Raw genomic sequence first — 26,426 nt, 5'->3', positions numbered from 1 at the left:
TGCGTAAGCGGGTTTTCCGGGGCAGTAGGGTCTTCTTGAGGGTTTGCGGGCACATTCAGTTGACAAGCTTGCGCTCAATCTCCAAACCTCATGTGAGTGGAGAGCGTTTGATCCTGAGAGTGCGCTCGCGCTGCGTACAATCAGGATCGATTATTCGAGCAGAAGCGGAGCAACTGAAATGATGAACCTGATGCACTGGCGCCTATTGGTTGCCGTTGCCGACTCGAAAAACGTCTCCCGTGCTGCCGAACGCTATGGCATTACCCAATCGGGCGCCAGCCAAGCCCTCACCCAAATGGAGGAAGCACTGGGCGTGAAGGTGTTTGTGCGTGATCGCCGCCAAACCACAGTGACGGCGATAGGACAGCAAATTATTGATCGGGCACGGCGCATGCTGAGCGAGTTCGAATCCATCCAGAATCTGGTGGACGCCTCTCGAGGATCCCTCGGACGAATCAAACTGGCCAGTTTCCCGTCAGTGTTCGCTTCTTTGCTACCTGCTTTGCTGCAGAGCTTCAGTCGGCTGCATCCAGGCATCGAAATCGTATCCCTGGAAGGCACCGATGAGGAGGTGGAGCAATGGCTATCCAACAACAGCATCGACCTGGGAGTGGTGATGAACCCTTGCCATGAGCGCGGCGCTTTATTGTTGGGACGCGATTCCTGGGTCGCCGCAGTACCCGCGACTCACGACTTGGCGAGAAGGTCCTCGGCCAGCTCAGTAAGCCTGGAGGAACTGGTGGATGAGCCCTTCGTCCTTGCTACGGGTGGTTGCCGTCTCAACGGTCAGTCATTGGTCGAGCAAGAGGGCTTGAGCCTCACGGACGTGAAAATAACCGTGCGTGACTGGGCGTCCGCGTTCGCGCTGATCAGTGACGGCATGGGGATATCGATCGTTCCCGCCTCTACCCTGCCACTTGATCGAAGGGGTATACGCGTTTTTGAACTCAGCACTCCGATTTATCGCGAGTTCGGCCTGGTCTGCTCACCGGCCGGTGAATGTTCGCCATCGGCACAGGCTTTCTTGAATGAAGTAAGGAAGTCGACATTGAGCACTCAGATCCCCATGACAGTGCGCAGTGCCCAGTCCCAAGTCGCCTGAGCCAACATAAGAACACCTAATGATGGATGCTTAGGATTCTAATTTTACCGAATCCTCATGTGACTCCAGAATGTCTAAACCGTGACTTACAGCCGCTCTCATTGCAATTTTTGAGGCACCACGCTGGGCTAGCGTTTACTCGTTCATCTGGAGACACCATGAAACTGTACTTTGCCCCCATGACTTGCTCACTGTCTCCTCACATCGTGCTGCGGGAATTGAACATCGCCTTTGAGTTGGTCCGGGTCGACAACCGAACCAAGCAAACCGCTGACGGATTGAACTTCCTGGATATAAACCCCAAGGGTTATGTCGCCGCTTTGGTGCTGGATAACGGTAACGTGCTCACAGAGGGGCCCGCCATTGTTCAGTACCTGGCCGATCTCGTGCCGGGTAATGCACTGGCACCGGCCAATGGCACCTGGGAACGGGTCCGTCTGCAGGAATGGTTGAACTTCATTACCTCTGAAATTCACAGCGGTTGTACGCCACTGTTCAATGCCGACATTCCAGAGTCAATCAAAGCCATTTTCAAACAAAAGCTCTTCAAACGTTTCGATTACCTGACCGGGTCGCTGAGACAGCAGGATTACTTGATGGGCACCTTTGGCCTGGCCGACAGCTATTTGTTCACCGTCCTCAAGTGGCTGCCGTTTTTCGATATGGATATTCAGGAGTGGCCAGTGCTGGCGGCGTTCATGGCGCGGATCGAGGCACGCCCCAGCGTCCGAGCCGCCATTGCGGCGGAGAGAGCGCACTATTAGCCTGACACTCTCGCCCGCTTTCGCGGCCGACAGCGGACCGCCCGCCACCGGCGTTCACGCCAAGTCAGGTGTTTGATCAGATACGGGCAGGTCCTGCAAAGTGCGGAGACTGACCGAAAGACTCGATCAGAAGTTCTGTGAGCATTCGTATCTTCCGTGCGGGATGCTGGCCTGGCGGACGGACCACGTATACACCTGCCGGGGGTGGTGGATACCGGGTCATGATCGGCACGAGTGCCCCTGAGCTCACATGTTCATAAGTCAGGCAATCCGGTAGATACGCGACTCCGAGTCCTGCGGTTGCGGCAGCCACGAGCGCGATGCCGTTGTCCGCCTTGAAGCGGCCCTGCGGCCGAGCCGTGATGACCTTGTCACCATTCATGAATTGCCACGCTTCGGTACCTTGCAGGAGAGCCTCATGGGCAATGAGTTCCTCCGGCGTCTCTGGTGCCCCATGCGCTTTTATGTAGCTTGGACTCGCGACGAGCTTGGTGTAAATCGGGCCGATTTTTCTCGCGATCAAGTTGGAATCCGGGAGATACCCGACTCGTATCGCACAATCGAACCCCTCGGCAATGAGATCAACGAAGCGGTCGCTGTAGCAGGTCTGGATATGAAGCTCGGGGTGGCGGCTTGCCATTTGCGCGAGCATGGGCGCGAAATGGGTAGGGCCAAAAGACAGCGGCGCCGCGACGCGTAAGCGACCACGAAGGGCGCCAGTCGGCAGGATCGTTTCTCTGGCTGTCTCGATTTCGGCGCAGACCCTGGCCGCATAATCCCGGAACGTGGCCCCGGCTTCAGTGAGGGCGGCCCCGCGGGTGGATCGTGCAAGCAACTGGATGCCCAGTTCTGCCTCAAGCCGGGCGAGCCTGCGGCTGACGATCGACTTGGACACGCCAAGCCGGAGCGCCGCCGGCGAAACGCCCCCAGCGTCAGCCACTTCCACGAATGTTTGCAGCTCTTCAATATCCAAAGGCAGCGTTCCTCTTTGTGCGACACAGCTAGCCTCGTGATGCTACTACTGCGTCGAAAATGGGAACAGCATAATCCTCGCTTCCTGGCAACGTCGCCACTGGCGCTCCTGGAAAACCCAATCCACTAACAACATCAGTAGAGGCGTCGTCACGGCCATGCCGGTCCTTCCGAACGTGCCCTGGCCCTGCGACGCACGTGCATAACAACTGAGTACAGGACCTAAAAATGGCAAGCGAGACTCTCCGCAACCCCCATACCGACCACCTATTGTCACCTGAGAATTCGGCGCTAATCATCATCGATTATCAGCCAATCCAGGTCTCCTCAATCCGCTCGATGTCCCGCGACGAGCTCGTTTTCAACATAACAAGCGTTGCAAAGGCGGCCGTCAACTACAACCTTCCTATCATTCATTCGACAGTCAACGTGGCAACCGGCCGCAACAAGCCGCCGATTCGAGAACTGCAGGACGTACTCGGCCATCTACCAACCTATGACCGCACCTCAATCAACAGCTGGGAGGACACCGAGTTCAAGCAGGCGGTCAAAGCAATCGGCCGCCGGAAGCTCATCATGACCGCGCTCTGGACTGAAGCCTGTTTGACGTTCCCTGTACTGGACGCGATTCAGGAAGGTTATGAGGTTTATGTGCCGGTCGACGCAGTCGGCGGCACATCGCCCGCAGCGCACGAGGCAGCCCTACGCCGAATCGAGCAGGCAGGTGCGAAACTCATCAGCCGTGTGCAGATGTACTGCGAGCTGCAGCGCGATTGGTCACGCGAGTCGACTATCCCCGGCTTCATGGGCGTGTTCGAAAACGCCGACGGTTTTAATGCCGAAAAGGCCGTTGAGCAAAGAACCAGGAACGCCTCAAACAGTTGATACGTGAAGAAGGTAGTGCCCGCAGTTGCGGGCACCACCTTAATTATTTAGCGTAGGTCATGCCTGATGGCAGGCCGTCACCGCCCCACCCACAAAAACCTGACAGTCCCGCCTGACCAACTCTCGCTCCCGGCACGTCCGTTATTCCCCGATCACTCCCGCATACACCGACCGGTCGACATTGCCACCCGACAGAATCACTCCCACTGTTTCCCCCGCCCGGGCTTCACGCTCCTGAATAAGCGCTGCCAAGGCGGCGGCCCCGGCCCCTTCGGCGAGGTTATGGGTGTCGGTGTAATAGACGCGCATGGCCTCGGCAATTTCCTGCTCGCTGACCGCGACGATCCGTGCGGCCCCGGCTGCGTAGATAGCGAAGGCTGCGGGAATCGGTTTGCGCACGGCCAGGCCATCAGCAAAGGTATTTGCCGAGGCGGTTTCGTGTATTTCGCCCGCCTCAAAAGACAATTTTGCGGCCGCGGCTTCACTGGACACCACGCCCACCACCTGGGTTTTCAGGCCCAACGCGTCGCGGGCGGCGATCACGCCACAAATGCCCGACCCGCAGCCAATCGGTACATAGACAGTATCGAGATGCGGCGCGGCCGTGAACAGCTCCAGGGCGTAAGTGGCCACGCCTTTGACCAGTTCCGTGTGAAACGGTGGCACCAGGAACAGGTCATGCTCTTGTGCCAAACGGGCGGCCTCTTCACGGGCCTCATCAAAATCTCGTCCCCACTCAATGACTTCGCCACCAAAGCCGCGCATGGCATTGTTCTTTTCCACCGAGTTGCCCTGCGGCACGACAATCAACGCCTTCAAACCCAGCGCGCTCGCCGCCAGCGCCAGGCTCTGGCCATGATTGCCGCGGGTGGCGGTGACAATGCCCTTTGCACCGGGATGTTCACGCTTGAGCCAATGCATGAAGGTGATACCGCCGCGTATCTTGAAAGCGCCGGTGGGGGTGTGGTTCTCGTGCTTGACCCACACCGTGCAACCCAGCCGCTGAGCCAGCAATGGCCAGGAATATTGGGCGGTGGCAGGCATCACCTGGTAAACATGGCGAGCCGCCTGTTCTATGTCGTCACGAGTCAGTCGGTGCATGAAGTTATCTCCCTGAGTGGTTACCCAGTCTAGACATCGCCGCCGTGGGACGGCTTTCAAAAAACCGACCTGACTTTTGCGCCGTTTCTTCACTACTATGACCCTCATGAACCATCGAAACCGCCTACAGCCATCGCTCTTGTCTGAACCGGTCCGTCGTGTCGAGACCGGGACCTGGGCGATCGAATTATTACCCAGCGCCGCTTATTCGACCCGCTATGTGGCGACCCAGGCCTCGATCGGTTTTGCCTTCGACAGCCAGCGCGGCGTGCACGCCTTGGGCAGCGACCGGGTGCATCCTTTCGAGGCCATGCCCAACGGCCTGGCATTCGTTCCCGCTGGCTGCGACGTGTTTTCTGAATCCTTGATGGGCGGTGAATACCTGCGCATAGCCCGTACTGACGGTATCCTCCTGACGGGGGATCGCCCATTCAACAATCGCATTGATCAGCAGGCCATTCACCTCGCGCTGCGAATGCGCGGCGCGCTGTTACGTGCCTGCGTGGAAGATGACTGGGAAACCTGGGCCTTGGCACTGGCGCAACGGGCGACGGGTGACGCGGCGTTGTCGACACCGTGCCAAGGCGCTATCACCCCCCGGCGCATGCGCTTGCTTGATGAGTTTATCGAGGCGAGTCTTGACGGGCCGCTGGGGGTATCGGCAATGGCAGGCCTGCTTGGGTTGTCCGAAGGATATTTCATGCGGGCCTTCAGGCTCGCGACGGGGAAAAGCCCGCACAGCTACCTGATCGACCGGCGTTTGGCCAAGGCCCGAGCACTGATGCGTGATTCCACCGCCAGGCTCTCGGAAATCGCCCTCGCCTGCGGGTTCAATTCCCAGGCGCACATGGCAACCACGTTCAAGCAACGGCTCGGGGTGAGCCCGATGCAGTTGCGCTGAGCTCAACGCGGCTAACGGCGATAATAAGGGCCAACCGAGAGGCACCTGCGATTGGTCGGTGCATCAGCCTCAGAAACTGTCGCCAGTGCTGACGAAGCATGATCATCCAAAACGACCGGTGATGTAGTCCTCGGTCTGTTTCCTTTGTGGCGTGGTGAAGATGGCGTCGGTGACATCATGCTCAATCAGGTCGCCCATGAACATAAAAGCCGTGTAGTCCGAAACGCGTGCCGCTTGCTGCATGTTGTGGGTCACGATGATAACGGTGTAGTGCTCCTTCAGTTCGGTGATCAACTGCTCAATGCGTCCGGTGGAAATCGGATCAAGCGCGGAGGTGGGTTCATCCAGAAGTAATACTTGTGGTCGCAAGGCGATAGTGCGCGCTATGCACAGGCGCTGCTGCTGACCACCCGACAGGCTCTGTGCGCTCTGCTTGAGCTTATCCTTCACCTCGTCCCACAACGCGGCCCCATTCAAGGCTTGTTCCACACGCTCATCCATCTCTCGGCGGGAGAGTTGTTCGTGGTGGCGCACGGCGTAGGCGACGTTGTCGTAAATGGACATCGGAAAAGGCACCGGTTTCTGAAATACCATTCCGACATGGCTACGTAGGCGATTCATGGAGTAACCGGGAGCGAGAATGTTCTCGCCGTTGAGCATCACCTCGCCGCGCGCTTCCTGCTTTGGGTACATGGCGTAAATCCGGTTGAAAACCCGTAACAGCGTCGACTTCCCGCACCCCGAGGGCCCGATGATTGCGGTGATGCGTTTTTCTGGAATATCCATGTCGATGGACTTGAGCGAGCGCTGGTTATTGTAAAAAAACTCCAGGTCACGCACGCGAATTTTAGTGTTCTGGTTGGCAACGTCACGGCTATTCATCAGGTCAACCTATTGCGCAAAAGGATCAAACGGGACAGCAAGCTGAGCACCAGCACAAAGAGTGTCAGCACCAATGCTCCGGCCCATGCCAGAGCGTGCCAGTCATCGAACGGGCTCATCGCGTACTGGAAAATCACCACAGGAACGCTGGCAATCGGCTTAAGAACATTGCTGCTCCAGAACTGGTTGCCGAAGGCCGTAAACAGTAGCGGCGCTGTTTCACCGGTAATTCTGGCCAGGGCAAGCAGGATCCCGGTTACCACACCGGCCTTGGCTGATCGCAGCACAATCTGCAGGGTCAACTTCCATTGCGGAACGCCCAGCGCCAGCGCCGCTTCGCGCATCGTTGAGGGTTGCAGTTGGAGCATTTCATCAGTTGTCCGCACGACGACTGGAATCACCAACAGCGCCAATGCCAGAGCACCGGCGATTGCGGAAAAACCGACCTGATGGTTAGTCAGCACGTTTAACGGCAGGACTACGCCGGTGTAAATGAACAGTCCCAGAACAATGGAGGGGGCTGAAAGTAGAATGTCGTTAATGAAACGGACCGTGGTTCCCAGGCGCGAGTGTCGGGCGAACTCCGCAAGCCAGATGCCTGCCATCAACCCAATGGGTGTCCCGATCAAAAGGGCAATCGCGGACATCAGCGCGCTGCCATAGAACGCATTCGCCAGACCGCCCTGCGTACCGGGTGGCGGCGTCATCTGAGTAAACAGATGAAGATTCAGTGCCTCAAATCCGTTGATCACCGTGGTCATCAGAATCCAGATCAGCCAGATGAGACCGAAGGCCGTGGCGCCACAACTGAGCAGCATTGCAAACCGATTCTTGAAGGCGCGCATCCGGTAAAGCCGTTCATTACCCGTCATAGACCCTCCTTGCGTGAAAGCCGCATAAGCAGGAGTCGCGCTAACGCCAATACGATGAAAGTGACGACGAACAACAAGAAACCCAGCGCGATGAGCGCGGAGCGATGCAGGTCGGTATAGGCTTCGCTGAACTCGTTGGCGATGACCGAAGCGATGGAACTGCTGGGCATCAGCAATGAAGCGGAGAACTGTTGAGCGTTACCCAATACGAACGTTACCGCCATGGTCTCGCCCAATGCGCGCCCGAGCCCCAAAAAAATCCCGCCGACCACCGCAGACCGTGTGTAGGGCAGCACGATGTCCCAGACCACTTCCCACGTGGTACTGCCTAGCGCGTAAGCAGACTCTTTGAGGGTTGTGGGAACGCTACGGAACACCTCGTGCATGACGGAGGTGATGAAAGGCATGATCATGATTGCCAGCACGATGCCGGCGGTCAGCATGCCGATACCTAATGGAGGGCCCTGAAACAGCGATCCAACCACCGGAAGTTCGCCCAGATAATCATTGATCCAGGGCGATAGATATTCGGCCATGAACGGGCCAAAAATGAACAAGCCCCACATGCCATAAATAATCGATGGGATTCCCGCGAGCAATTCAACTGCCGAAGCGACCGGCATGCGCAGCCAAGGCGGCGCTAACTCGGTAAGGAATATCGCGATGCCAAAGCTGATGGGTACTGCTATCAGCAATGCCAAAAAAGACGTCACGAGTGTGCCGTAAATCGGCACCAAAGCACCAAAGCGGTTATTAACCGCATCCCAATCCGTGCTTGTCAGAAAGTCGAGGCCAAATGTCTTGAGCGCAAGACTGCCGCCCCAAAGTGTCGATGCTGCAATACTCACCAGAAGCACCAACACCAGCATCGCGGCGGCCAGCATCGAACGCTTGAACCAGAGATCATGACGCTGGTCGAGATGCGCACGCCTGTCACTCGCAACATCGCTGGTGCGCAGGGTCATGGCCAGGGGTTGGACTGTGTCGTTCATCATACGTCTGCTCACAAACAAACCCCTTCGCCAGGCAAAAACCTGCCTGACGAAGGGGTGGTTGAGATGGTGCTGAATCAATGGGCGAAATCAGACTTCCAGTAACCTTCAATCCGCTTGACCAAGGAATCAGGCAAGGCGACATAGTCCAGCGCCGAAGCTTGTTGCTGGCCGTTCTCCAGTGACCATTTAAAGAAGTTGAAGGCGGCCTGGCTTTGCTCCGCATTTTTTGGCTGTTTGTACATAATGATCCAGGTCGTCGCGGTGATCGGCCATGCGTTATCGCCAGGTGCATTGGTCATGATCAGGTTGAAGTCCTTGGCGTTAGCCCAGTCCGCCGTGTCGGCTGCCGCTTGGAACGCTTTGGCATTGGGCTGAATGAATTTCCCGGAAGCGTTTTTCAACTGCGCGTGAGTCATCTTGTTTTGCAGGGCGTAGGCGTACTCAACATAACCGATTGAGTTTTTGATTTGCTTGACGTAAGCGCTGACGCCTTCGTTACCTTTGCCACCTACCCCGACCGGCCAAGGCACAGTGGTGCCGAAACCGATTTTTGATTTCCAGCCATCACTCACTTTAGCGAGGTAGTTGGTGAAGTTATAGGAGGTGCCAGAGCCGTCCGAGCGGTGAACGACGGTGATTTTACTGCCGGGCAATTTCATGCCGGGGTTCAGGGCAACGACAGCCGGATCGTTCCAGACGGTGATTTCACCCAGGTAAATTTTCGCCAGGGTTTCACCATCGAGCTTCAGTTGGCCCGGCGAAATACCCTCGATATTCATCACCGGCACGATCCCGCCAATCACACTTGGAAACTGGCCCAGCCCACTGGCTTTAAGATCCTCAGCAGACAACGGCGCGTCGGACGCACCAAAATCTACCGTTGCAGCCTTGATCTGAGCGATACCGCCGCCCGAGCCAATAGACTGGTAGTTGATTCGGTTTTTGGAGCTTTTGCCGTAGTCCTGTGACCACTTGGCCAAGACCGGATATACGAAACTGGAACCTGCCCCTGTTACGTCGGTTGCATGGGCAAGACCGCTTATGCACAGAGAAGCGAGCAGGACAGAAAGGCTTTTTTTTGTCAGCAACGTCACGAAAGCACCTCAATTGAAGGGGGTGAGTGGAAGTACCCACCTATCTGAGAAGTGACGATTTAATTCTTTAAATATTTCTGTCCCATGACAGTTCTGGCGTTATGGCAGCATTCTGAATTAAGTTAATTTCATAAAAATGTGCTCGCCTTGGGGCTGAAAAAGTGCCACGGCAGTTGCTCTACGCGCTGCACAGAGGCAACGCATTTCGACTGCCGAGGAACTGACGCATAACACCCCATCAAGCGGGCGACGAACGATCACCAAAGGGCGATATCGTAGGTAAGGTAGAGCCGGTTACTGTCCCGTCCCCTCGAGAATTCAGAGCGGTAGACGTAATTGCGCAGCTTCACGCCCAACCCTTTGAAGGAGCCCTGTTGCACCACATAAGCCAGCTCAGCATCGCGCTCCCACTCTTTGATGGTGGTGTTGGACGCTCCATCGTCGCCGCTAAGGTAACGAGTGGAGAACGTCAGGCCGGGAACACCCAGGGCGGCGAAGTTGTAACCGTAGTTGAGCATCCATGTCTTCTCGTCTTCCTCTATGAACTTGCCTATGCCTGCGTTGCTGAAAGAATAAACGGACGCGCCGCTGATGTAGGGCAGTCCAGCGTCGCCCTTCAGTGTTTGATAGCCGCCGCCTACGGTATGACCTGCGACAGCGTAAGACAGTTGGCCGCTGAGCATATGGTTGTCGATTTTACCGCCATAGGCAGAACCGCTATCAACACTGCGGAAGTAACGCAGATCACTGGTCAGCACGCCTGGGCCGAGCGGCAGATCATGCTGGACACCCGCGAAGTTCTGACGATAGAAGTTCTCCAGTTCGCCATAGAAGTAGCTGAGGCGAATCGTCTTGCCCACCTTGTAATCGGCACCGAGGTAACTGAAATCCCCTGATTTATCGCCACGATAGCCGTCTGGCACGATGGGCATACTGTCGCTCGAATCTCGCAACTTGAAACGATCAAGATAGCCGCCGGTCAGGCTAAGGTTGTCAATGTCGGTGCTCGTGAACTGGCCGCCCTGGTAGGTCTGAGGCAGCAGTCGGGAATCGTTGTAAATGAGCACCGGCGTTTTAGGGAGCAACGTACCGTATTTGACGGTGGTCTTGGCAAATCGGGCCTTGGCGGTCATCCCGAAGCTCGCAAACTCATCGGCGGCACGGCCGTCATCATGCAACGGCAGCAGGCCGGTGCCGCTACGACCGCGGCCAGAGTCGAGCTTGATCCCCAGCAGGCCCATAGCATCAATACCCAGGCCGAGGCTGCCAGGCGTGAATCCCGACTGATAATCAAGCAAAAAGCCTTGGCCCCATTCGGTTCGCTCGCTCTTGGCGGTATTTGCCGCGCGCGTACTCATGCCATGTTCATCGCGGAAATTTTCATTGATGTAAACATTGCGCAATTGCAGCTTAAGTTTGCTGTCGTCGATAAAACCTTGCGCACTGGCATTGGCCAGCGGCAACAAAGCCAGGAGCGTCAATAAAGCTCCACAGTTATAAACAGAGGTCATATCAAACTACTCATTGTTGTTATTTGGAATGCAGGCAGCCGTCCACCCCACTGGCGTGGGGCGTCAGGCAGTTAAAGAGGCGTGGGTGATCAGGAGAACAGACTTATTGCCCCAGTCAGCAGTGCCAACGCCGTCACGACCAAGGAGGTAAGCACCGCCCACTTCACGGTGGCTTTCTGGAAGTCGCCCAGATCACGGTCCACCATGCCGACCAGCAGCAGGGTCGAGGCCACCAGCGGACTCATCAGGTGTACCGGTTGGCCAAGAATGGAGGCCCGTGCAATCTCGACCGGATCAATACCATAGGCCGCAGCCGCGTTGGCCAGGATCGGCACGACACCGAAGTAGTAGGCATCGTTGGACAATACGAAGGTCAGCGGCATGCTGGTAATCGCAACCACCAGCGGGAACAGATGGCCCCAGGAAGGCGGAATCCAGTCGACCAGGGTTTGCGCCAGCGCATCGACCATTTTCGTCCCGGAGAAGATCCCGGCGAAGATCCCCGCGGCAAACACCAGCAGGACCACGGTCATGGCGTTGCCCGAATGAGCGAGGATTCGTTCTTTCTGAATATCCAGTTGCGGATAGTTGATCATCAATGCCAGGACAAAACCGATCAGGAACAGGATCGCCGAGTGCATGAGGCCCATCACCAGCGCAACCATCACTGCAGTCACCAGCAGCAGGTTGACGTAGGCCAGTTTCGGGCGCTTGTGCGGCGTGTCTTCAATAATCGCCTTGATGTAGCAGTTACCCCCACCGCTTTGCAGATGGGTGTTGCCGATGCGCTTGCGTTCGGCACGCCCCAGCAGGAACGCCGTGAACACCACCCACACCGCACCGCCAATCATGGTCGGCAGCAAAGGTACGAAATACTCGCCGGCATCCAGGCCCAGCGCTGCGATCGCACGGGTCGCCGGGCCGCCCCAGGGCGTCATGCCGCTCATGATGCTCAACGAGAGCATGGAAATGGTCGCCAGGATCATCGGGTTCATGCCGATGCGCTTGTACAGCGGCAACATCGCTGCACAGGTGATCATGTACGTGGTCGTGCCGTCACCGTCCAGCGCCACCAACAGCGACAGCAGCGCAGTGCCCACTGCGATCTTCATCGGATCACCGTTGACCCGCTTGAGGATCTTGCGGATCAGCGGGTCGAACAGACCGGCGTCGATCATCAGGCCGAAAAACAGGATCGCGAACAACAGCAATGCCGCCGACGGCGCGACCATCTTCAGGCCGTCCAGCATCATTTTGCCGGTGGTGCCGCCAAAACCGCCGATCACTGCAAAGACTATTGGCACCACCGTCAAAGCGACGATCGGTGACAAACGTTTGGTCATTATCAGAAAGGTGAAGACCACCACCATGGCCAAGCCAAGTAAAGCGAGCATATGTCAGATCTCTTGTTGTTATTGAGTCGCTGATGCAATGACGAAGTCTGCCTGGGCTATCCGGCCAGGCGTTGGGAAACCGTGGCGTAGACGTAACCTGAGAAAAGCCGGCGGGCGGTACGCACCACCGAGGCACGAATGGTCTCACCCTTTTCGCCGGTGTAGGACAGCACGACGTCTATACCGCCGCTTGGGTGTTCAATACGAACCTGCTGCAGACGTGGCTCGCTAATACCGCCGAGCAACTGCGCCACTACGCTGCCTTCGGTCACGCAAGCGGTGGCCAGACCGATGGAGCCAGTGATCGCCAGGGCGCGGTGACAGTTGTGCGGCATGAAATAGCGCACCTGGACCGTCCCGCCCGACCTGGCAGGAGACACCAGCACCGGCTTGGGGATGACCTTGTCACTGACATCACCCAAGCCCATGGCCAGGCCGGCTTTGAGTCGCAGGGACTCCAGACGTTGCAGGAACGCCTTATCGGCGTCCAGTTCGGCAGGACTTTCATCGCCGCGCTTGCCCAGCTGACCGGCCTCGACGATCAGCATCGGCATCGCCATGTCGATACAGGTCACCGGGATGCCATCGATCAGATCCAGAGATTGCCCGGTCGGGAAGAGTTTGCCGGTCTTGCTGCCAGCCGCATCCAGAAAGGTCAGTTGCACCGGAGCCGCCGTGCCAGGCACGCCGTCGATGGCAGTGTCCCCTTCATAGCTGACCTTGCCCCCAGGGGTTTGCACCTCTGAATTTACGAAAGTCCCGGTGTTGAGGTTGCGGATGCGCACTCGGGTCAGGTCGCCGGCAGGCTTGACCAGCCCCTGCTCGATGGCGAACGGGCCGACAGCGCACAGCATATTGCCGCAGTTGGGTGCGGTATCGACCCGGCGCTGGGAAACCATGACCTGGACGAACAGATAGTCGACATCCGCGTCAGGGTGCAACGATGGGCTGACGATTGCCACTTTGCTGGTTTGTGGGCTGCCGCCACCGATGCCGTCGATTTCCAGCTCATGGCCGGACCCCATCAGGTTGAGCAGCAGCTCATCACGTTCGGCGATGGCACTGGGCAGATCCCAGGCAAGAAATACGGGCCCTTTGGAGGTACCACCGCGCATCAGCACACAAGGAATTCGCTGCATGAACACTAACTCTTGTTGATCAATCTGGATAATTGATGTTCTGGACACAAGAGTGTCAGGGTTTTAAAAGTGTTTCCAATGCAAAGATCAGAGCAATTATTGCGTTTCACGAATGAATTAATTTACGATGATTTCCCGGCGCATTGCTCTTGCCCCAGTGAGAAAGAACATGGAATACGAGCTTCAGGACATACGATCTTTCGTGAAAATCGCTGAATTAGGCAGCTTCCACGAAGCAGCCGATGCGCTGCATCTTTCTCAGCCGGCCCTTAGCCGACGCATGAAAAAACTGGAGGAAGGCCTGGGGACAGCCTTGCTCGATCGCACAACCCGAAAGGTCAGCCTGACCAGCGTCGGGCGCGATTTCTTGCCCAAGGCGCGGCGTTTGCTGGATGATTTCGACGACTCGATTCTCAACATTCGCGAACTGGCCGAGCGCCAGATCGGTCGGGTGACCTTGGCTTGTATCCCCACCGCTGCCTTCTATTTCCTGCCTTCAGTGATCCGCCTCTATAACGAGCGCTACCCAAAAATCCGCATCCGCCTGCTCGACCTCAGTGCAAACGAAGGGCTCGAGGCGGTACTGCGTGGCGAAGCCGATTTCGGTATCAATATGATGAGTGGCCAGCACCCGGATATCGAGTTCGTGCCATTGGTCAACGAACCTTTCGTTTTAGCTTGTCGACGCGACCATGAACTGGCCGGACGCAGCTCGGTAAGCTGGTCTGAGCTCAGCGATTACCGACTGATCGGTGTCGGTCGTCTCAGCGGCAACCGAATGCTGCTGGACCACGCATTATCGGGCTTGAGCTGGCGTCCGCAGTGGTTCTACGAAGTGCAGCACTTGTCTACGTCGTTGGGATTGGTCGAGGCAGGCCTGGGGGTGTCGGCCATGCCCAGCCTGGCAATGCCGGCCGAGGATCATCCGACATTGGTCAGCGTGCCGTTGATTGAACCGGTGGTAAACCGATCGCTGGGCCTGGTCTATCGAAGGGGCGCATCGCTCTCCCCGGCAGCGGAAAAATTTGTCTCGATATTGCTTGAACAATGGGAACACTGATTTTTCGGTGTCCATGATCAGAACTGGAGTCGAGCTTTAGGCCCAACCTACCAATGGCAGCAACACCGAGACCCGGAAGCGGCGCGGACTACTTTTGCGCCAGTAGCGCTTTGCGTTCGGCCTTTTCGTGTTTCATTGCGGCTATCTCACGCTCGCAGGCTTGGACGTCAAAGGAATTGTCCCATTTGGCAATCGCGATAGTGCCAATGCCGTTACCAATCAGGTTGGTCACTGCCCGTGCTTCGTTGAGGAATCGGTCGATGCCCAACAGCAAGACCAGACCTGTCAAAGGTATGGAGTGGATGGTTGTGAGCGTAGCTGCAAGCGTCACGAACCCCGCGCCCGCTACGCCAGCCGAGCCCTTGGACGTCAGCAGGAATACACCGAGCAGAATCATCTGATCCATAAAAGTCAGCGGCGTATTAGTCGCCTGGGCGATAAAGATGGCGGCCATGGTGAGATAGATGCAGGTGCCATCGGCATTGAATGTGTATCCCGTTGGCAACACCATGCCCACGACTGATTTCTTGCAGCCCAGTTTTTCAAGCTTCACCATCATTCGAGGAAGCACGGCTTCGGTCGAGCAGGTGCCAAGCGTGATGAGAATTTCATCTTTGAAGTAGCGCAGAAATTGCATCAACGGCATACCCGACCATCGGGCAACCGCACCCAGCACGACCACGATGAAAATCAAGGTCGTGATGTAGAGCGCGACCAGCAACTGGCCGAGCGACAGCAAGGTGCCAATCCCGTACTTGCCAATGGTGAACGCCATACCGGCGCCTGCACCAATCGGCGCCAAGCGCATGACCATTGCCACGATCTTGAACAGGCCCTGCAGGAACAGATCAATGGTGTTGATCAGCGGCTTGCTGGTTTCGCCCATTTGAACCAGGGCAACCCCCATCAAGACCGAAAGCAGGATGACCTGAAGCATGACGCCATTGGAGAACGCACCCATGAAGGTGTGCGGGATGATGTTGAGAAAGAAATCAATGGTGCCGCCTTGCTGACTGGCAGCGTGACTGTACTTGCTGATAGCGCTTGCATCGAGCGCGCTGGCATTGATGTTCATGCCCACGCCTGGCTTCACGACGTTGACCACAATCAGGCCGACGACCAAGGCGATGGTTGAAAGAATCTCAAAGTAGATCAGCGCCTTTACGCCAATGCGCCCGACCTCTTTGATACTGCCCATCTTGGCGATACCCACGACGACGGTACCGAAAATAATGGGCGCCAACAGCATCTTGATCAGCTTGATGAAACCATCGGCAAAGGGTTGGAGCTTGGCTCCAATATCAGGCACGAAGTAACCGATCGCAGCACCGATCACGATGCCGAGCAGCACTTGCACATACAGCTGGCTATACCAGCGGGATTTGGAGATTTCCACGAAAGCACCTCATTTTATTGTTGTGATGGGCATGTGGCTTGGCGTCAGTGGATGACGCCTGACACTGCGGCCTCTTCACAGAGACCGCAGATCGAGGGGGAATCAGCCTTCGCCCAACTCACGCATGACTGCGTACAAAGCGGACTTGGCTTCGAAGCCGACACCTGGAATATCCGGCAGACCTACGTAGCCATTTTCCACGCGAATTCCGTCAGCGAAGCCACCGAAAGGCTGGAACACATCAGGGTACGATTCGTTACCGCCCAGGTGCAGACCCGCTGCGATGTTCAGGGACATCTGGTGACCACCATGGGGAACGACGCGGCGCGAAGACCAACCCATGTTTTCCATCACCTTCAGGGTGCGCATGTACTCCACGAGCCCGTAGGACAGCGCACAGTCAAACTGCAGGTAGTCGCGATCAGGGCGCATGCCACCGTGGCGCAGCAGGTTACGGGCATCCTGATGGGAGAACAGGTTTTCACCGGTAGCCATCGGCAGTTCATAGTGATTTGCAAGCTCGGCCTGGAGCGCATAGTCCAGCGGATCGCCAACCTCTTCGTACCAGAACAGGTTGTACTTCTTGATGGCCTCTGCGTACGCAATACCGGTCTGCAGATCGAAGCGACCATTGGCATCGACCGCCAGTCGACGACCGTCCCCAACCACTTCAAGTACCGCTTCGATACGACGGATATCTTCGTCCAGGGGCACCGCACCGATCTTCATCTTGACCACGTCGTAGCCACGATCCAGATAGCTCTGCATTTCCGCCTTGAGCTTGGTCTGGTCTTTGCCGGGGTAGTAATAGCCGCCCGCGGCGTAGACCCAGACTTTGTCATCTGCCACGCCGTCACGGTAACGGTCAGCCAGCAGGCGATACAGGGGTTTGCCTTCAATCTTGGCAACGGCATCCCATACGGCCATGTCAATGGTGCCCACTGCGACGGAGCGTTCGCCGTGGCCACCTGGCTTTTCGTTGGTCATCAGGGCTTTCCAGATGGCGAACGGATCCAGGTTGTTGTGCTCATGATCGATGAGAGACTCTGGATCTGCTTCGGTGATACGCGCCAGGAAGCGATCACGCATCAGTGCGCCTTGGCCATAGCGACCATTGGAGTTGAAACCGTAGCCGATGACAGGTTTACCATCGCGAATCACATCCGTGATGACAGCGACAACCGAGCAGGTCATTTTCGAAAAGTCGATGTAGGCGTTAGCGATTGGGGAGGCAATGGAAACAGTTTTTTCGCGGATGTCTACGATGCGCATGACGGGGTCCTCTTGTTGTTTGTAGCCTCACGTTATGCTTTGCGATGGCACCCGCCCAATGCTATTAATGCCGCGCCCTATGCACAGGAGGCATTGCCCTTGGAACTCGTCTGGCTAGAAGATTTTTCAGCACTTGCGGAGTACGGCAGCTTTGTTCGTGCCGCCGAAGCACGGCACGTTACTCAGCCGGCCTTCAGTCGCAGAGTCCGCTCACTGGAGAACTGGATGGGGGTGGAATTGTTCGTGCGCACGCCTCAGGGAGCGACCCTGACCGAGGCTGGAAGGCAGGTTTTGCCAAGCGCTCAGGAGGCGGCCAGACGCTTGTACAGGATGCGCAACGAAGCTCAGGAAGTGGCCGGAATGGCCGCTAAATCGCTGCAGTTCGCGGCAACCCATTCCCTGTCGTTTACCTTCTTTCCACGGTGGCTTAGAAGCGCGGAAAACGGTGCCCCAATCGAGGCGGTGCAATTGCATTCAGATAGCATGGCTGTCTGTGAGCAGATGCTGATCCATGGCCAGGTTCAGTTTCTGCTGTGCCACCGCCATCCCGATGTGCCACCGTTACTCGCCCCTGATCAGTTCATCGGCAAGAAAGTTGGCGAGGATGTACTCGTGCCCTTGGCAAGCGCCTCCGCCAATTTCGGCGACTCACCTGAAACACTGCCCTACCTGGCATACACCCAAGAATCGGGTCTTGGCCGCATCGTTGCTCACCGACTCCATGGCAAGCAGGATTACCTTCACCTCAAACCTCTTTTCAGCAGTCACCTTGCTGCAGTGCTGATGTCCATGGCCCTGGAAAGCAAGGGAGTTGCGTGGCTGCCCAAAAGCCTGACAGAACAGGAGATGGCTGATGGGCGGCTGGTCAGGGCACTCGACGAAAGCTGGGATATTCCATTGGAAATTCATCTCACCCGTCCCACCGCCCCAATCAGCCCCTCTGCCGAGGCGTTCTGGGCCAAGCTGGGACAATAGATCCAACTAGCCACCGACCAGCGAAGTCGCCAGCAAGGCCTCCAGCCCCATCGGCTTGGCAAAATAATAACCTTGGGCCTGCCCTGCCCCCATCTCTCGCAGCAAGAGCAACGTCTCTTCATCTTCGACACCTTCGGCCACCACGCTAAGGTCCAGTGATTCGGCCATACGCACGATCGCCCGGACGATCGCGCGACTGCGCGGGCTGGTGGTCAGTTCAAGAATGAACGACTTGTCGATCTTCAAACCGCTGAAACGGTATTGATGCACATAGCTCAGGGATGAAAACCCTGCGCCAAAGTCATCGAGCACCACCGACATGCCGTTGTCGGCCAATTGCTGCATGGTCAGTCGGGCGATGGCAGGCTCGGCCACCAGCGCACCTTCAGTCAACTCCAGGCAGATCCGCGACGGCGCGACGTTGTTGCGTGCCAACAGTGCCAGCACATCATCGGCAAAATCCGGGCGCGTCATGCTGTAGCTGGAGCAATTGACATGCACCGGTGGCCAATTGGCGTGTGGGGGTTGTGCGAGGATCACCGCGACGCTGGTAAGCATGTACAGGTCCAGTCGGCCGATCAGCCGCAACCCCTCGACATCGGGCAGAAACTCGCCCGGCGCAATGATCCGGCCGCCCGGCTGATGCCAGCGGATCAGCGCTTCAAGGGCCACCAGCTCGCCGCTTTCGACGCTGACAATCGGCTGGAAATACGGCAGCAGTTCGTCGGTACGCTTGAGCGCATTGCGCAGGGCCCCCTCACGCTCGACCTGGTCCGAGACTTCACGACGCACTTCCTGGTTGAACACCGCGTAACTGTCGCGTCCGGCATTCTTGACCCGGTACATCGCCGCATCGGCATCGCGCAGCAAGTCAGCGGGCTCGTGGTGAAACTGACTGTCGGCACTGACAATACCGATACTGCAAGACGAAAAAACTTCGTGGCCATTGATGAAAAACGGCAAATCGAATACCGACAGAATCCGCTCGGCAATTTCGATCACCACCTCCAGGGTCGCCTCAGGCGCCAGCACTGAAAACTCATCGCCCCCCAGGCGGGCCAGCATGTCGGTGTCTCGCAGGCAACTGCGCAAGCGGTGGGCGGCTTGCATCAACAACAGGTCGCCAAAATGGTGGCCGAAGCTGTCGTTGACCATCTTGAAACGGTCGAGATCGATGAACATCACCGACAGTTGCCCACCCTCGTTCTCGAACCGCGACCAGGCCAGATTGAGGCGCTGCTGCAGGTAGGTGCGATTCGGCAGCCCGGTCAGCGCATCGTGGGCGTTTTCGTGTTGCAGCTTGGCGTTGGCGTGATCCAGTTCACGGGTGCGGTCCTGCACCCTGGCTTCGAGCTTGAGGTTGGCGGCATGGATCGCTTCTGCGGCCGTACGGCGCGACAACGCCGTATCAATGTGCCGTGACACGAACGTCAGCAGTTCCTGATCGCGCAGGGTGTAGCGCACCTGGGAGGTATAGCTCTGCACTGCCAGCACACCCCGTACCACATCGCCATCGAACAACGGAATGCCCAGCCAGGAATGGAATCGGACCGATTCGTAGGCCAGTTCGAGCTCACCCTGCGCAGACAACCGATCAGCGTCGAAAGGGTCAATCAGACAAGGACGGCGCTGGCGGATCACGTACTCGGTCAGGCCCCGGCACCCACGTCGTGCCGCCGGCAGGGTGGTTCTGCGCTCATCGACATAATACGGAAAGGTCACTTCACCGATGGCATCGTCGAACAGCGCGATGTAGAAGTTCTCCGCGAACAGCAAATCACCGACAATGCCATGCAAGGTTTGGAAAAGCTCCGCCATGTCGCCAGGCTGGCTGGACAGTTCTGTAATCTGAAATAGCGCGCTCTGCAGATGTTCGGCGCGCTCTCGGTCTGCCACTTCCTGTCTCAACGCGTCGTTGACTGCCGACAGCTCCAGCGTACGACGCATCACCGTCTCCTCCATGCCCTCACGGTGCAGAATCCGGTCCAGCGCCATGGCCACGTGCCGGGCCACCACCAGAAACAGCGCGCGGTCTTCGGCGCTGTAGATGCGCGCAACGTCGTAGACCTGCATGGCAAGCATGCCGAACACTTCATCGGCGGCATTTTTCAACGCAGCGCCCATCCAGAATTCGGGACGATCACCCACGCAGTAGAAACGGCCCTCGGCCTGAGCGGCGCAAATGCCTGCGGCGTCGATCAGCAACGGCTGACCGGTGGTCAACACCTGGCCGGTCAACGACAGATGTGAAGGGTCGAGGTATTCGTAGTGTTGGGACTCCACGGCATCGACGTCGATGATGTCGACGTAGTACGGGTAGTCGATTTTTCCGCTGTGCGGGTCATACAGCGCAAGATAAAAGTTCTCGGCATCGATCAGGCTGGCGAGCAGCCGGTGGACCCCCACCAGGAACACGGAGCGGTCGCGGGTGGAACTGGCCAGGTAGGTAATTTCATACAGCACACGCTGAGTAATCTGGGCACGTGCCAGGGTATTGGTCTGTACCTGGATACCCAAGCATCGGGCAAACTCGGCGAGGGCTGGTTCCTGGGCATCGGTGACTGGCGCCAGTAGCCAACCCAGCACACTTTCGCCCCGACCGGTCGGCCAGCGACACAACCGTCTGGTCCGGCAGAAGGTCTCGAACTCTGCGTTCACAACGCTTGCCGGCCACTGCACCCGTGGGTCGCCCTGCCCCACCAGATGCAGTTGTTCACCGGCACGATAAACCACCCACTGGGTGGTGTGGGTCCAGGTGCGCGCTGATTCCAGTAATTGTTCGATCGCGTCTTCGTTGCCAGCGTATGCCACGCCGGCCTCATCCGGGTTTTCTTGCAGGTGAGTTGCCACACCGTAATGGTTCGATTGCTGCGGGGGATCGCTCAACGGGCGAAAACTCATCAGCGCTCCCTGCGCCACAACGGCGAGATTGAATGACTGATTGCCGGGCAATATGCCAGTGAGCCTTCGGTGTATAGGGTCTAGAGGGTTTTTTCAATCGTTTTATTCACTTGAGTGTTTTCACGACGCAATGTGTGTTCATCGCTCGTTGAGTGTGGCCTGCGGCGGCGCTCGTCATCCCGGTTTCCCAGCCATCTGCCACCGGGCGTCCCTGCGAGCGCGGCCCGTTCATCAGGCGGTTTCTGTATAGCGCAATCGTGGCTACCACACAGCAATATGGGAATCTGCCCTGGGCTCGGTACCGCCGCACAGGACACCGCTGACCGGGTCGCGGAGGATGATTTGGCCTCGTCCGTAATCAGTCAGGTCACTGGCGATCTGCACTTCATGACCGCGTCGCGCCAAGGCATTGGCCAAGTCGCCAGAGGCACCCTGTTCGATGCCAACCTTCATCTCACCAAGCCACTGCCAGCGCGGAGCGTCCAGCGCGGCCTGCGGGTTCAGGCCGAAGTCCACCAGGTTCATCACCATCTGCACATGACCTTGGGGCTGCATGTAGCCGCCCATCACGCCGAAAGGGCCAAGAGCCTGGCCATTCTGGGTGAGGAAACCAGGGATGATGGTGTGAAAAGTCTTCTTGCCCGGGGCCAGGCAATTGGCGTGGCTCGGATCCAGGCTGAATTCCTGTCCGCGATTCTGCAAGGCAATCCCGCTGTCAGGCAGCACCACGCCGGAGCCAAATCCGTGGTAGTTGCTCTGGATGAACGAGACCATGTTGCCTTCGCCATCAGCCGTCGCCAGGTACACCGTGCCGCTGGCGTGGGGATCGCCGGGTCTGGGCGCCTGGGCCTGTTCGCTGATCTGGGCGCGACGGAAGGCGCTGTACTCGTCGCTCAACAGGTCAGCCACCGCCACGCGCATGTGCAGAGGGTCGGTGATGTAGTGCAAGCCGTCGCTGTAGGCCAACTTCATGGCCTCCAGTTGTCGATGCCAGGTCTGCTGGCTGTCGCGGTGATCGAAGCTGAAGCCTTCCAGTATTTTCAGCGCCATCAAGGCCACCAGGCCCTGCCCGCTCGGCGGGATTTCCCAGACATCGACGCCTCGATAGCTGACGTGGATCGGTGCCACCCATTGAGCGCGATAATCCTGCAGGTCCGTGGCACGAAGGTAGCCGCCACTGGCTCGGGAGTGGGCATCCAGGCGTGCGGCCAAGGCGCCGCGATAGAGGCTTTCGCAGCGGGTGGCAGCCAATTCTTCAAGGGTACGGGCCTGGGCCGGGTTGCGGAAAATTTCCCCGGCCCGTGGCGCGCGACCGTCAATCAGAAAGGTCTGGAACCAGGCATCCAGGACCTGATCACGATGAGGCGTGAATTCGTTCAAAGCGATCTGCCATTGATGGGCAACCACCGGCGACAGCGCAAAACCGTCCCGCGCCAGGCTGATCGCCGGCTGCAGCAACACGGCAAAGGGCAGCTTGCCGAAGCGTTGCGACAACTCGGCCCAGGCCGACGGGCAACCCGGGACGGTTACCGGCGTCCAGCCATAGAGCGGCATCTGTTCATGGCCCGCCGACTTGACCGCGTCGATACTCAAGGCAGCCGGTGCGTGACCGTTGCCGTTGAGGCCGTGCAATTGGCCTTTGCACCAGACCAAGGCAAAAGCATCGCCGCCGATGCCGCAACCTGTGGGCTCGACCACCGTCAGCGCCGCCGCCGTGGCGATAGCGGCATCAATGGCGTTACCGCCCTTTTGCATGATCTCGATGCCCGCCTGGGCAGCCAGGGGCTGGGAAGCGGCGACCATGCCCCGGCGGGCAAAAACGCTCTGGCGTTGCGACGGATAAGGGTACTCGTGAGCAGAAAATTTCAGCATGGCAAAAGGCTCTTCAGCACAAGGATTCATGGGCGGGACTCAATTGACGGGGCTCAGGGCGAACACCCGTGAAACGGTCATAACACGCGACTGAGGAAAGCCCGGGTTCGAGGGTGCGTGGGGTGACTGAAGATCTGCTCCGGCGGGCCTTGTTCGATGAGCTCACCTTGGTCCAGCACCACCACACGGTCTGCCACTTCGCGGGCAAAGCCCATTTCATGGGTAACCACGACCATGGTCATGCCCTCCTCTGCCAACGCTTTCATCACTTGCAGCACCTCGCCAACGGTTTCCGGGTCGAGGGCGCTGGTGGGTTCGTCGAACAACATGGCCTGGGGTTTCATCGCCAGGGCACGGGCAATCGCCACCCGTTGCTGTTGCCCGCCGGAGAGCATCGACGGGTAATGGTTGGCCTTGTCCGCCAGGCCGACCCGCTCCAGCAGCTTGCGGGCCTGTTCCAGCGCTGCGGCGCGAGGTATCCCGAGCACCTGGATCGGCGCCTCGATGATGTTCTCCAGGGCCGTCATGTGGGGGAACAGGTTGAAGCGCTGAAACACCATGCCGATGTCCCGGCGCTGGCGGGCGATGTTGCGCTCCGAATCGCGCACCAGGCTGCCGTCAGCCCGCTCGCGATAGCCCATGGCCCGGCCATTGACGCGGATGCGCCCGCTCTGGATGTCCTCCAGCAGATTGATGCAGCGGATAAAGGTGGTCTTGCCCGAGCCGGAGGCACCGATCAGCACCACCACTTCGCCGCGCCGTACTTGCAGGGAAATACCTTTGAGGATCTGCAGGTTGCCAAAGGACTTGTGAACATCCAGTGCCTCGATAATCAGCTCTTCACTTTTGTGCGCCATGGTTAACGTGCCCTCAGCAGGTTCAGGGTGCTGCGACCGAACATCCGCGTCGACGCCGGCGGTGGTGACGAGGGCCGGTCCGATTGACCGAAACGGGCCTCCAGCCAGCGCTGGAAAAAGCCCCAGAGCGTGGTCAGCAAGAGGAAATAGATCGCCACCACCAGGTACAACTCGAACACCCGGAACGTCGCCGACGTGACCATCTGGGTACTGAGCAACAGTTCCTGTACGCCGATCACACTGACCAACGTGGTGTTCTTGAGCATCACGTTGAACTCGTTGCCCAGCGGCGGGACGATGACCCGGAACGCCTGGGGCAAGACAATGCGGCGCATCAGTTTGGCGAATGTCATGCCCAGGGAACGCCCGGCTTCGTACTGGCCCTTGTCTACCGCGCCGATGCCGGCCCGGATGATCTCGGCCATATAGGCACCTTCGTTGAGCCCCAGCGCAATGATCGCCGCCTGGATATTGCCGGGAATCACCAGACCGAACAGGTCGATGTCTTCGAAGCGGAAAATCCCGCCTGCCGCCAGTGCTGTGTAGAGAAAGACAATCTGCACCAGCAACGGCGTGCCGCGCATCAGCCACACATAAAAACGCACCGGTAAATGCAGCAACGGATTGCTCGACAACCGTAGCAACGCCGCGGCCAGTCCCAGGAAGCAGCCCAGCAGCATCGCCAACACACTGATCACGCAGGTCAGCCAGAGCCCGGTGAGGTAAACATCACTGGGCTGCAACAGGTACTGCCAAAACACATCCCAATCGAAGTTCATCAACGCTCACCTCAATCAAGAGTGTCACTGGCGACATGCCATTTGCTCAGTAACTGGCTGTAGCTGCCATCGCTGCGCATGTCGCTGATCACCTGCTGCACCGCGGCGGTCAGTTGCGCATCGTCCTTGCGAATACCCAGGCCGGTAAGAATCCGGCTGAAGGCGGGCACCCCTTCCTCGAACAAATCGGGGGCCATGGCGGCGTAATAACCGGCGGTTTCCACCGTGGTGCCGTAAGCATCGACCTGGCTGATGCGCAAGGCCTGGAAAGCGTCGGTGTCGGTGTTGTAGACCACCAGTTTCATCCCAGGTTTGCCAGCCTTGGCCAGCGCTTCATTCTCGGCGTCGAGCAAGGTCTTGATGGTGGAGCCGTTGAGCACCGCAACTTTATGTCCGGACAGGTCCGACAGCGTCTTGAGAGTCTTCGGATTGCCCTTGGGCACGACCACCGCCTGGCTGGAGTACATGTAGTTGACGATATCGATCACCTCGCGGCGCTCGGGCTTGTCAAACAACTGGTCGACGATCATGTCGCACTGCTTGGCGAGCAAAGCCGGGAGCAGTCCGGAAAAGGGAATCACCCGCCACTCAACGTTCTTGTCGCCCAGGCGCTTGGCGATTTCCAGGCCCAGGTCAACGGTCAAGCCCCTGGGTTTCTGCGCTTCATCGAAGGACACCAGGGGTGGCGAATCCATGCCGGAGCAATAGACGAGTTTTTCGACCTTGAGCAAGCGCTCCGGAACAACGGGCGCGGCAACCGCCCACTGAGCACAGAATCCCAAGGATAGGGCGGCAACCAACAGGCGAGGCTTATGCATGACCAGACACTCCAGTTCAGTTAGTAACGGGCAGTACTCAAAGTCAAAACACCGGCAGGCTCGGGGCCCGCTCTGGTTATTTTTTCGATTGCAGAAATTGGATCAACTCAGGAACGGTGCCTTCGATGTGCGCGCGCACCACTGCCTCGGCCTTATCGGCGTCGCCAGTACGAATCGCGTCGAGGATCACCGCGTGTTCCTGGCGCGCACTCAGGGGTTTTTCCACATGCTGCAGCCACAGGCGCATGGGCGCCTCTATCAGGGAATAGAGAGCACTGATCTGCTTCAGCAGCCGGGGGCGACCGCTGAGGCTGCACAGGTATTCATGAAAGGCGCGATGCCGGCTGACCCACTCGGCGCTCTCCTCCCGGTAGTCGTCCATCTCGTCCAGCAGCCGCTCCAAGGCTGCGAATTGACGCTCGCCTATCCTGGCTACCGCGACACGGATTGCCAGGCCTTCAAGGACGCTGCGCATCTCGAAGACTTCGTGCAACTCATCGATATCCAGGCCACTGACAATGGCCCCACGATTGGGCCGAAGGGTCACCAGGCCTTGGGCGTCCAATCGACGAAACGCCTCGCGTACCGGCATCCGGCTCATACCGATCTCGCTGGCGATGTCTTCGGCGATCAGCCGGTCACCCTTGCGCAATCGCCCGCCGCAAATGGCGTCCAGCAGGAAGTTGTAAGCCTCCTCCTCGGCCGTCATCGGCGGGCGTTCAACGTAACTCGGCGCGAATTGCATGGCAGTACCTTCTGAATTTTTGTATCCAATTATCCATAAATTCAAAAAAGCAGAATGCGTGCCAACTGAATGGATTGATGTGCAAGTGATTGATTTGAAGGAAAGGGTCTTGCTACGGGGCGTGCAGGAGCCCGGCGTC

At 58.0% G+C, this 26,426-nt stretch carries 23 protein-coding genes; 6 read left to right on the top strand and 17 right to left on the bottom strand.

What is annotated here, in order from left to right:
- Window positions 1-178 precede the first annotated feature (178 nt).
- Window positions 179-1,102 (top strand): LysR family transcriptional regulator, encoded by a 924-nt coding sequence (locus PSH57_RS12100; protein ID WP_305389720.1) that lies wholly within the window; start codon window positions 179-181, stop codon window positions 1,100-1,102.
- Window positions 1,103-1,260: 158 nt separating this feature from the next.
- Entirely contained in the window at window positions 1,261-1,866 is a 606-nt protein-coding gene (gene gstA / locus PSH57_RS12095) for a glutathione transferase GstA (protein WP_305389719.1), read from the top strand.
- Window positions 1,867-1,942: 76 nt separating this feature from the next.
- Here gstA and PSH57_RS12090 read toward each other — a convergent pair whose 3' ends face one another.
- Window positions 1,943-2,839, bottom strand: coding sequence for a LysR family transcriptional regulator (locus PSH57_RS12090; protein WP_305389718.1), 897 nt, complete (start codon window positions 2,837-2,839; stop codon window positions 1,943-1,945).
- A gap of 227 nt (window positions 2,840-3,066) precedes the next feature.
- Here PSH57_RS12090 and PSH57_RS12085 point away from each other — a divergent pair, with 227 nt between their 5' ends.
- A complete protein-coding gene (locus tag PSH57_RS12085; protein ID WP_305389717.1) occupies window positions 3,067-3,723 on the top strand; it encodes a hydrolase in 657 nt (218 codons plus the stop codon).
- Window positions 3,724-3,864: 141 nt separating this feature from the next.
- On the opposite strand, the gene PSH57_RS12080 is transcribed toward PSH57_RS12085, so the two are convergent.
- A complete protein-coding gene (locus tag PSH57_RS12080; RefSeq protein ID WP_305389716.1) occupies window positions 3,865-4,824 on the bottom strand; it encodes a threonine dehydratase in 960 nt (319 codons plus the stop codon).
- 97 nt (window positions 4,825-4,921) lie between these two features.
- Between PSH57_RS12080 and PSH57_RS12075 the strand changes: the two genes are divergently transcribed.
- Window positions 4,922-5,725 carry a helix-turn-helix transcriptional regulator gene (locus tag PSH57_RS12075; RefSeq protein WP_305389714.1) on the top strand — a complete coding sequence of 268 codons (804 nt, stop codon included), beginning with the start codon at window positions 4,922-4,924 and terminating at the stop codon, window positions 5,723-5,725.
- Between the two features lie 102 nt (window positions 5,726-5,827).
- On the opposite strand, the gene pstB is transcribed toward PSH57_RS12075, so the two are convergent.
- From pstB to PSH57_RS12040, 7 genes are all read right to left on the bottom strand, one after another.
- Window positions 5,828-6,607, bottom strand: a complete 780-nt coding sequence (pstB, locus tag PSH57_RS12070) for a phosphate ABC transporter ATP-binding protein PstB (protein ID WP_305389713.1) — start codon at window positions 6,605-6,607, stop codon at window positions 5,828-5,830.
- A complete protein-coding gene (gene pstA, locus PSH57_RS12065; protein WP_256228647.1) occupies window positions 6,607-7,479 on the bottom strand; it encodes a phosphate ABC transporter permease PstA in 873 nt (290 codons plus the stop codon). Before pstA ends, pstB begins: the two co-directional genes overlap by 1 nt.
- Entirely contained in the window at window positions 7,476-8,444 is a 969-nt protein-coding gene (pstC, locus tag PSH57_RS12060; protein WP_422766097.1) for a phosphate ABC transporter permease subunit PstC, read from the bottom strand. Before pstC ends, pstA begins: the two co-directional genes overlap by 4 nt.
- Window positions 8,445-8,548: 104 nt before the next feature.
- Window positions 8,549-9,568: a phosphate ABC transporter substrate-binding protein PstS gene (gene pstS, locus PSH57_RS12055; RefSeq protein WP_305389711.1), complete on the bottom strand. Its 1,020-nt coding sequence runs from the start codon at window positions 9,566-9,568 to the stop codon at window positions 8,549-8,551.
- Window positions 9,569-9,825: 257 nt separating this feature from the next.
- On the bottom strand, window positions 9,826-11,079 hold the full coding sequence (locus PSH57_RS12050) for an OprD family porin (protein ID WP_305389710.1): 1,254 nt from the start codon (window positions 11,077-11,079) through the stop codon (window positions 9,826-9,828).
- A gap of 89 nt (window positions 11,080-11,168) precedes the next feature.
- Window positions 11,169-12,473: a CitMHS family transporter gene (locus PSH57_RS12045; protein WP_107322843.1), complete on the bottom strand. Its 1,305-nt coding sequence runs from the start codon at window positions 12,471-12,473 to the stop codon at window positions 11,169-11,171.
- A 56-nt stretch (window positions 12,474-12,529) separates the two neighbouring features.
- Complete coding sequence (locus tag PSH57_RS12040) at window positions 12,530-13,612, bottom strand: 4-oxalomesaconate tautomerase (RefSeq protein ID WP_305389708.1); 1,083 nt, start codon at window positions 13,610-13,612, stop codon at window positions 12,530-12,532.
- A gap of 169 nt (window positions 13,613-13,781) precedes the next feature.
- Here PSH57_RS12040 and PSH57_RS12035 point away from each other — a divergent pair, with 169 nt between their 5' ends.
- On the top strand, window positions 13,782-14,672 hold the full coding sequence (locus PSH57_RS12035) for a LysR family transcriptional regulator (RefSeq protein WP_256228766.1): 891 nt from the start codon (window positions 13,782-13,784) through the stop codon (window positions 14,670-14,672).
- 88 nt (window positions 14,673-14,760) lie between these two features.
- Here PSH57_RS12035 and dctA read toward each other — a convergent pair whose 3' ends face one another.
- Both dctA and PSH57_RS12025 read right to left on the bottom strand, forming a co-directional pair.
- On the bottom strand, window positions 14,761-16,068 hold the full coding sequence (dctA, locus tag PSH57_RS12030) for a C4-dicarboxylate transporter DctA (protein ID WP_305389707.1): 1,308 nt from the start codon (window positions 16,066-16,068) through the stop codon (window positions 14,761-14,763).
- Window positions 16,069-16,170: 102 nt separating this feature from the next.
- Entirely contained in the window at window positions 16,171-17,340 is a 1,170-nt protein-coding gene (locus PSH57_RS12025; RefSeq protein WP_305389706.1) for a mandelate racemase/muconate lactonizing enzyme family protein, read from the bottom strand.
- Between the two features lie 99 nt (window positions 17,341-17,439).
- Between PSH57_RS12025 and PSH57_RS12020 the strand changes: the two genes are divergently transcribed.
- The gene (locus PSH57_RS12020; RefSeq protein ID WP_305389705.1) at window positions 17,440-18,315 is read left to right on the top strand and encodes a LysR family transcriptional regulator; all 876 of its coding nucleotides are present in this window, start codon (window positions 17,440-17,442) and stop codon (window positions 18,313-18,315) included.
- A 6-nt stretch (window positions 18,316-18,321) separates the two neighbouring features.
- Here the strand turns inward: PSH57_RS12020 and PSH57_RS12015 are convergent, their stop codons facing one another.
- The 6 genes from PSH57_RS12015 to PSH57_RS11990 form a co-directional block, all read right to left on the bottom strand.
- Window positions 18,322-21,216 (bottom strand): bifunctional diguanylate cyclase/phosphodiesterase, encoded by a 2,895-nt coding sequence (locus PSH57_RS12015; RefSeq protein ID WP_305389704.1) that lies wholly within the window; start codon window positions 21,214-21,216, stop codon window positions 18,322-18,324.
- 261 nt (window positions 21,217-21,477) lie between these two features.
- Window positions 21,478-23,088 carry a gamma-glutamyltransferase family protein gene (locus tag PSH57_RS12010; protein WP_305389702.1) on the bottom strand — a complete coding sequence of 537 codons (1,611 nt, stop codon included), beginning with the start codon at window positions 23,086-23,088 and terminating at the stop codon, window positions 21,478-21,480.
- A 77-nt stretch (window positions 23,089-23,165) separates the two neighbouring features.
- Window positions 23,166-23,945, bottom strand: a complete 780-nt coding sequence (locus tag PSH57_RS12005) for an amino acid ABC transporter ATP-binding protein (RefSeq protein WP_305389701.1) — start codon at window positions 23,943-23,945, stop codon at window positions 23,166-23,168.
- 2 nt (window positions 23,946-23,947) lie between these two features.
- On the bottom strand, window positions 23,948-24,724 hold the full coding sequence (locus tag PSH57_RS12000; protein ID WP_305389700.1) for an amino acid ABC transporter permease: 777 nt from the start codon (window positions 24,722-24,724) through the stop codon (window positions 23,948-23,950).
- An 11-nt stretch (window positions 24,725-24,735) separates the two neighbouring features.
- Window positions 24,736-25,542: an ABC transporter substrate-binding protein gene (locus tag PSH57_RS11995; RefSeq protein WP_305389699.1), complete on the bottom strand. Its 807-nt coding sequence runs from the start codon at window positions 25,540-25,542 to the stop codon at window positions 24,736-24,738.
- A gap of 76 nt (window positions 25,543-25,618) precedes the next feature.
- Complete coding sequence (locus PSH57_RS11990) at window positions 25,619-26,287, bottom strand: GntR family transcriptional regulator (protein WP_305389697.1); 669 nt, start codon at window positions 26,285-26,287, stop codon at window positions 25,619-25,621.
- Window positions 26,288-26,426: the final 139 nt, after the last annotated feature.

Source organism: Pseudomonas hefeiensis, from assembly GCF_030687835.1.
GTDB lineage: Bacteria > Pseudomonadota > Gammaproteobacteria > Pseudomonadales > Pseudomonadaceae > Aquipseudomonas > Aquipseudomonas hefeiensis.
Note: the sequence above shows the minus strand (reverse complement) of the source record. Positions and strands in the feature narration are given on the sequence as shown.

What these genes read in the sequence shown, in the direction of transcription:
- PSH57_RS12000 (WP_305389700.1), bottom strand. Translation starts at nt 24,724, where the DNA reads ATGAACTTCGATTGGGATGTGTTTTGGCAGTACCTGTTGCAGCCCAGT.
- PSH57_RS11995 (WP_305389699.1), bottom strand. Translation starts at nt 25,542, where the DNA reads ATGCATAAGCCTCGCCTGTTGGTTGCCGCCCTATCCTTGGGATTCTGT.
- PSH57_RS12100 (WP_305389720.1), top strand. Translation starts at nt 179, where the DNA reads ATGATGAACCTGATGCACTGGCGCCTATTGGTTGCCGTTGCCGACTCG.
- PSH57_RS12080 (WP_305389716.1), bottom strand. Translation starts at nt 4,824, where the DNA reads ATGCACCGACTGACTCGTGACGACATAGAACAGGCGGCTCGCCATGTT.
- PSH57_RS12045 (WP_107322843.1), bottom strand. Translation starts at nt 12,473, where the DNA reads ATGCTCGCTTTACTTGGCTTGGCCATGGTGGTGGTCTTCACCTTTCTG.
- PSH57_RS12010 (WP_305389702.1), bottom strand. Translation starts at nt 23,088, where the DNA reads ATGCTGAAATTTTCTGCTCACGAGTACCCTTATCCGTCGCAACGCCAG.
- PSH57_RS12050 (WP_305389710.1), bottom strand. Translation starts at nt 11,079, where the DNA reads ATGACCTCTGTTTATAACTGTGGAGCTTTATTGACGCTCCTGGCTTTG.
- PSH57_RS12015 (WP_305389704.1), bottom strand. Translation starts at nt 21,216, where the DNA reads ATGAGTTTTCGCCCGTTGAGCGATCCCCCGCAGCAATCGAACCATTAC.
- pstB (WP_305389713.1), bottom strand. Translation starts at nt 6,607, where the DNA reads ATGAATAGCCGTGACGTTGCCAACCAGAACACTAAAATTCGCGTGCGT.
- PSH57_RS12040 (WP_305389708.1), bottom strand. Translation starts at nt 13,612, where the DNA reads ATGCAGCGAATTCCTTGTGTGCTGATGCGCGGTGGTACCTCCAAAGGG.
- PSH57_RS12035 (WP_256228766.1), top strand. Translation starts at nt 13,782, where the DNA reads ATGGAATACGAGCTTCAGGACATACGATCTTTCGTGAAAATCGCTGAA.
- PSH57_RS12075 (WP_305389714.1), top strand. Translation starts at nt 4,922, where the DNA reads ATGACCCTCATGAACCATCGAAACCGCCTACAGCCATCGCTCTTGTCT.
- PSH57_RS11990 (WP_305389697.1), bottom strand. Translation starts at nt 26,287, where the DNA reads ATGCAATTCGCGCCGAGTTACGTTGAACGCCCGCCGATGACGGCCGAG.
- PSH57_RS12025 (WP_305389706.1), bottom strand. Translation starts at nt 17,340, where the DNA reads ATGCGCATCGTAGACATCCGCGAAAAAACTGTTTCCATTGCCTCCCCA.
- PSH57_RS12085 (WP_305389717.1), top strand. Translation starts at nt 3,067, where the DNA reads ATGGCAAGCGAGACTCTCCGCAACCCCCATACCGACCACCTATTGTCA.
- pstC (WP_422766097.1), bottom strand. Translation starts at nt 8,444, where the DNA reads ATGACCCTGCGCACCAGCGATGTTGCGAGTGACAGGCGTGCGCATCTC.
- pstA (WP_256228647.1), bottom strand. Translation starts at nt 7,479, where the DNA reads ATGACGGGTAATGAACGGCTTTACCGGATGCGCGCCTTCAAGAATCGG.
- PSH57_RS12005 (WP_305389701.1), bottom strand. Translation starts at nt 23,945, where the DNA reads ATGGCGCACAAAAGTGAAGAGCTGATTATCGAGGCACTGGATGTTCAC.
- gstA (WP_305389719.1), top strand. Translation starts at nt 1,261, where the DNA reads ATGAAACTGTACTTTGCCCCCATGACTTGCTCACTGTCTCCTCACATC.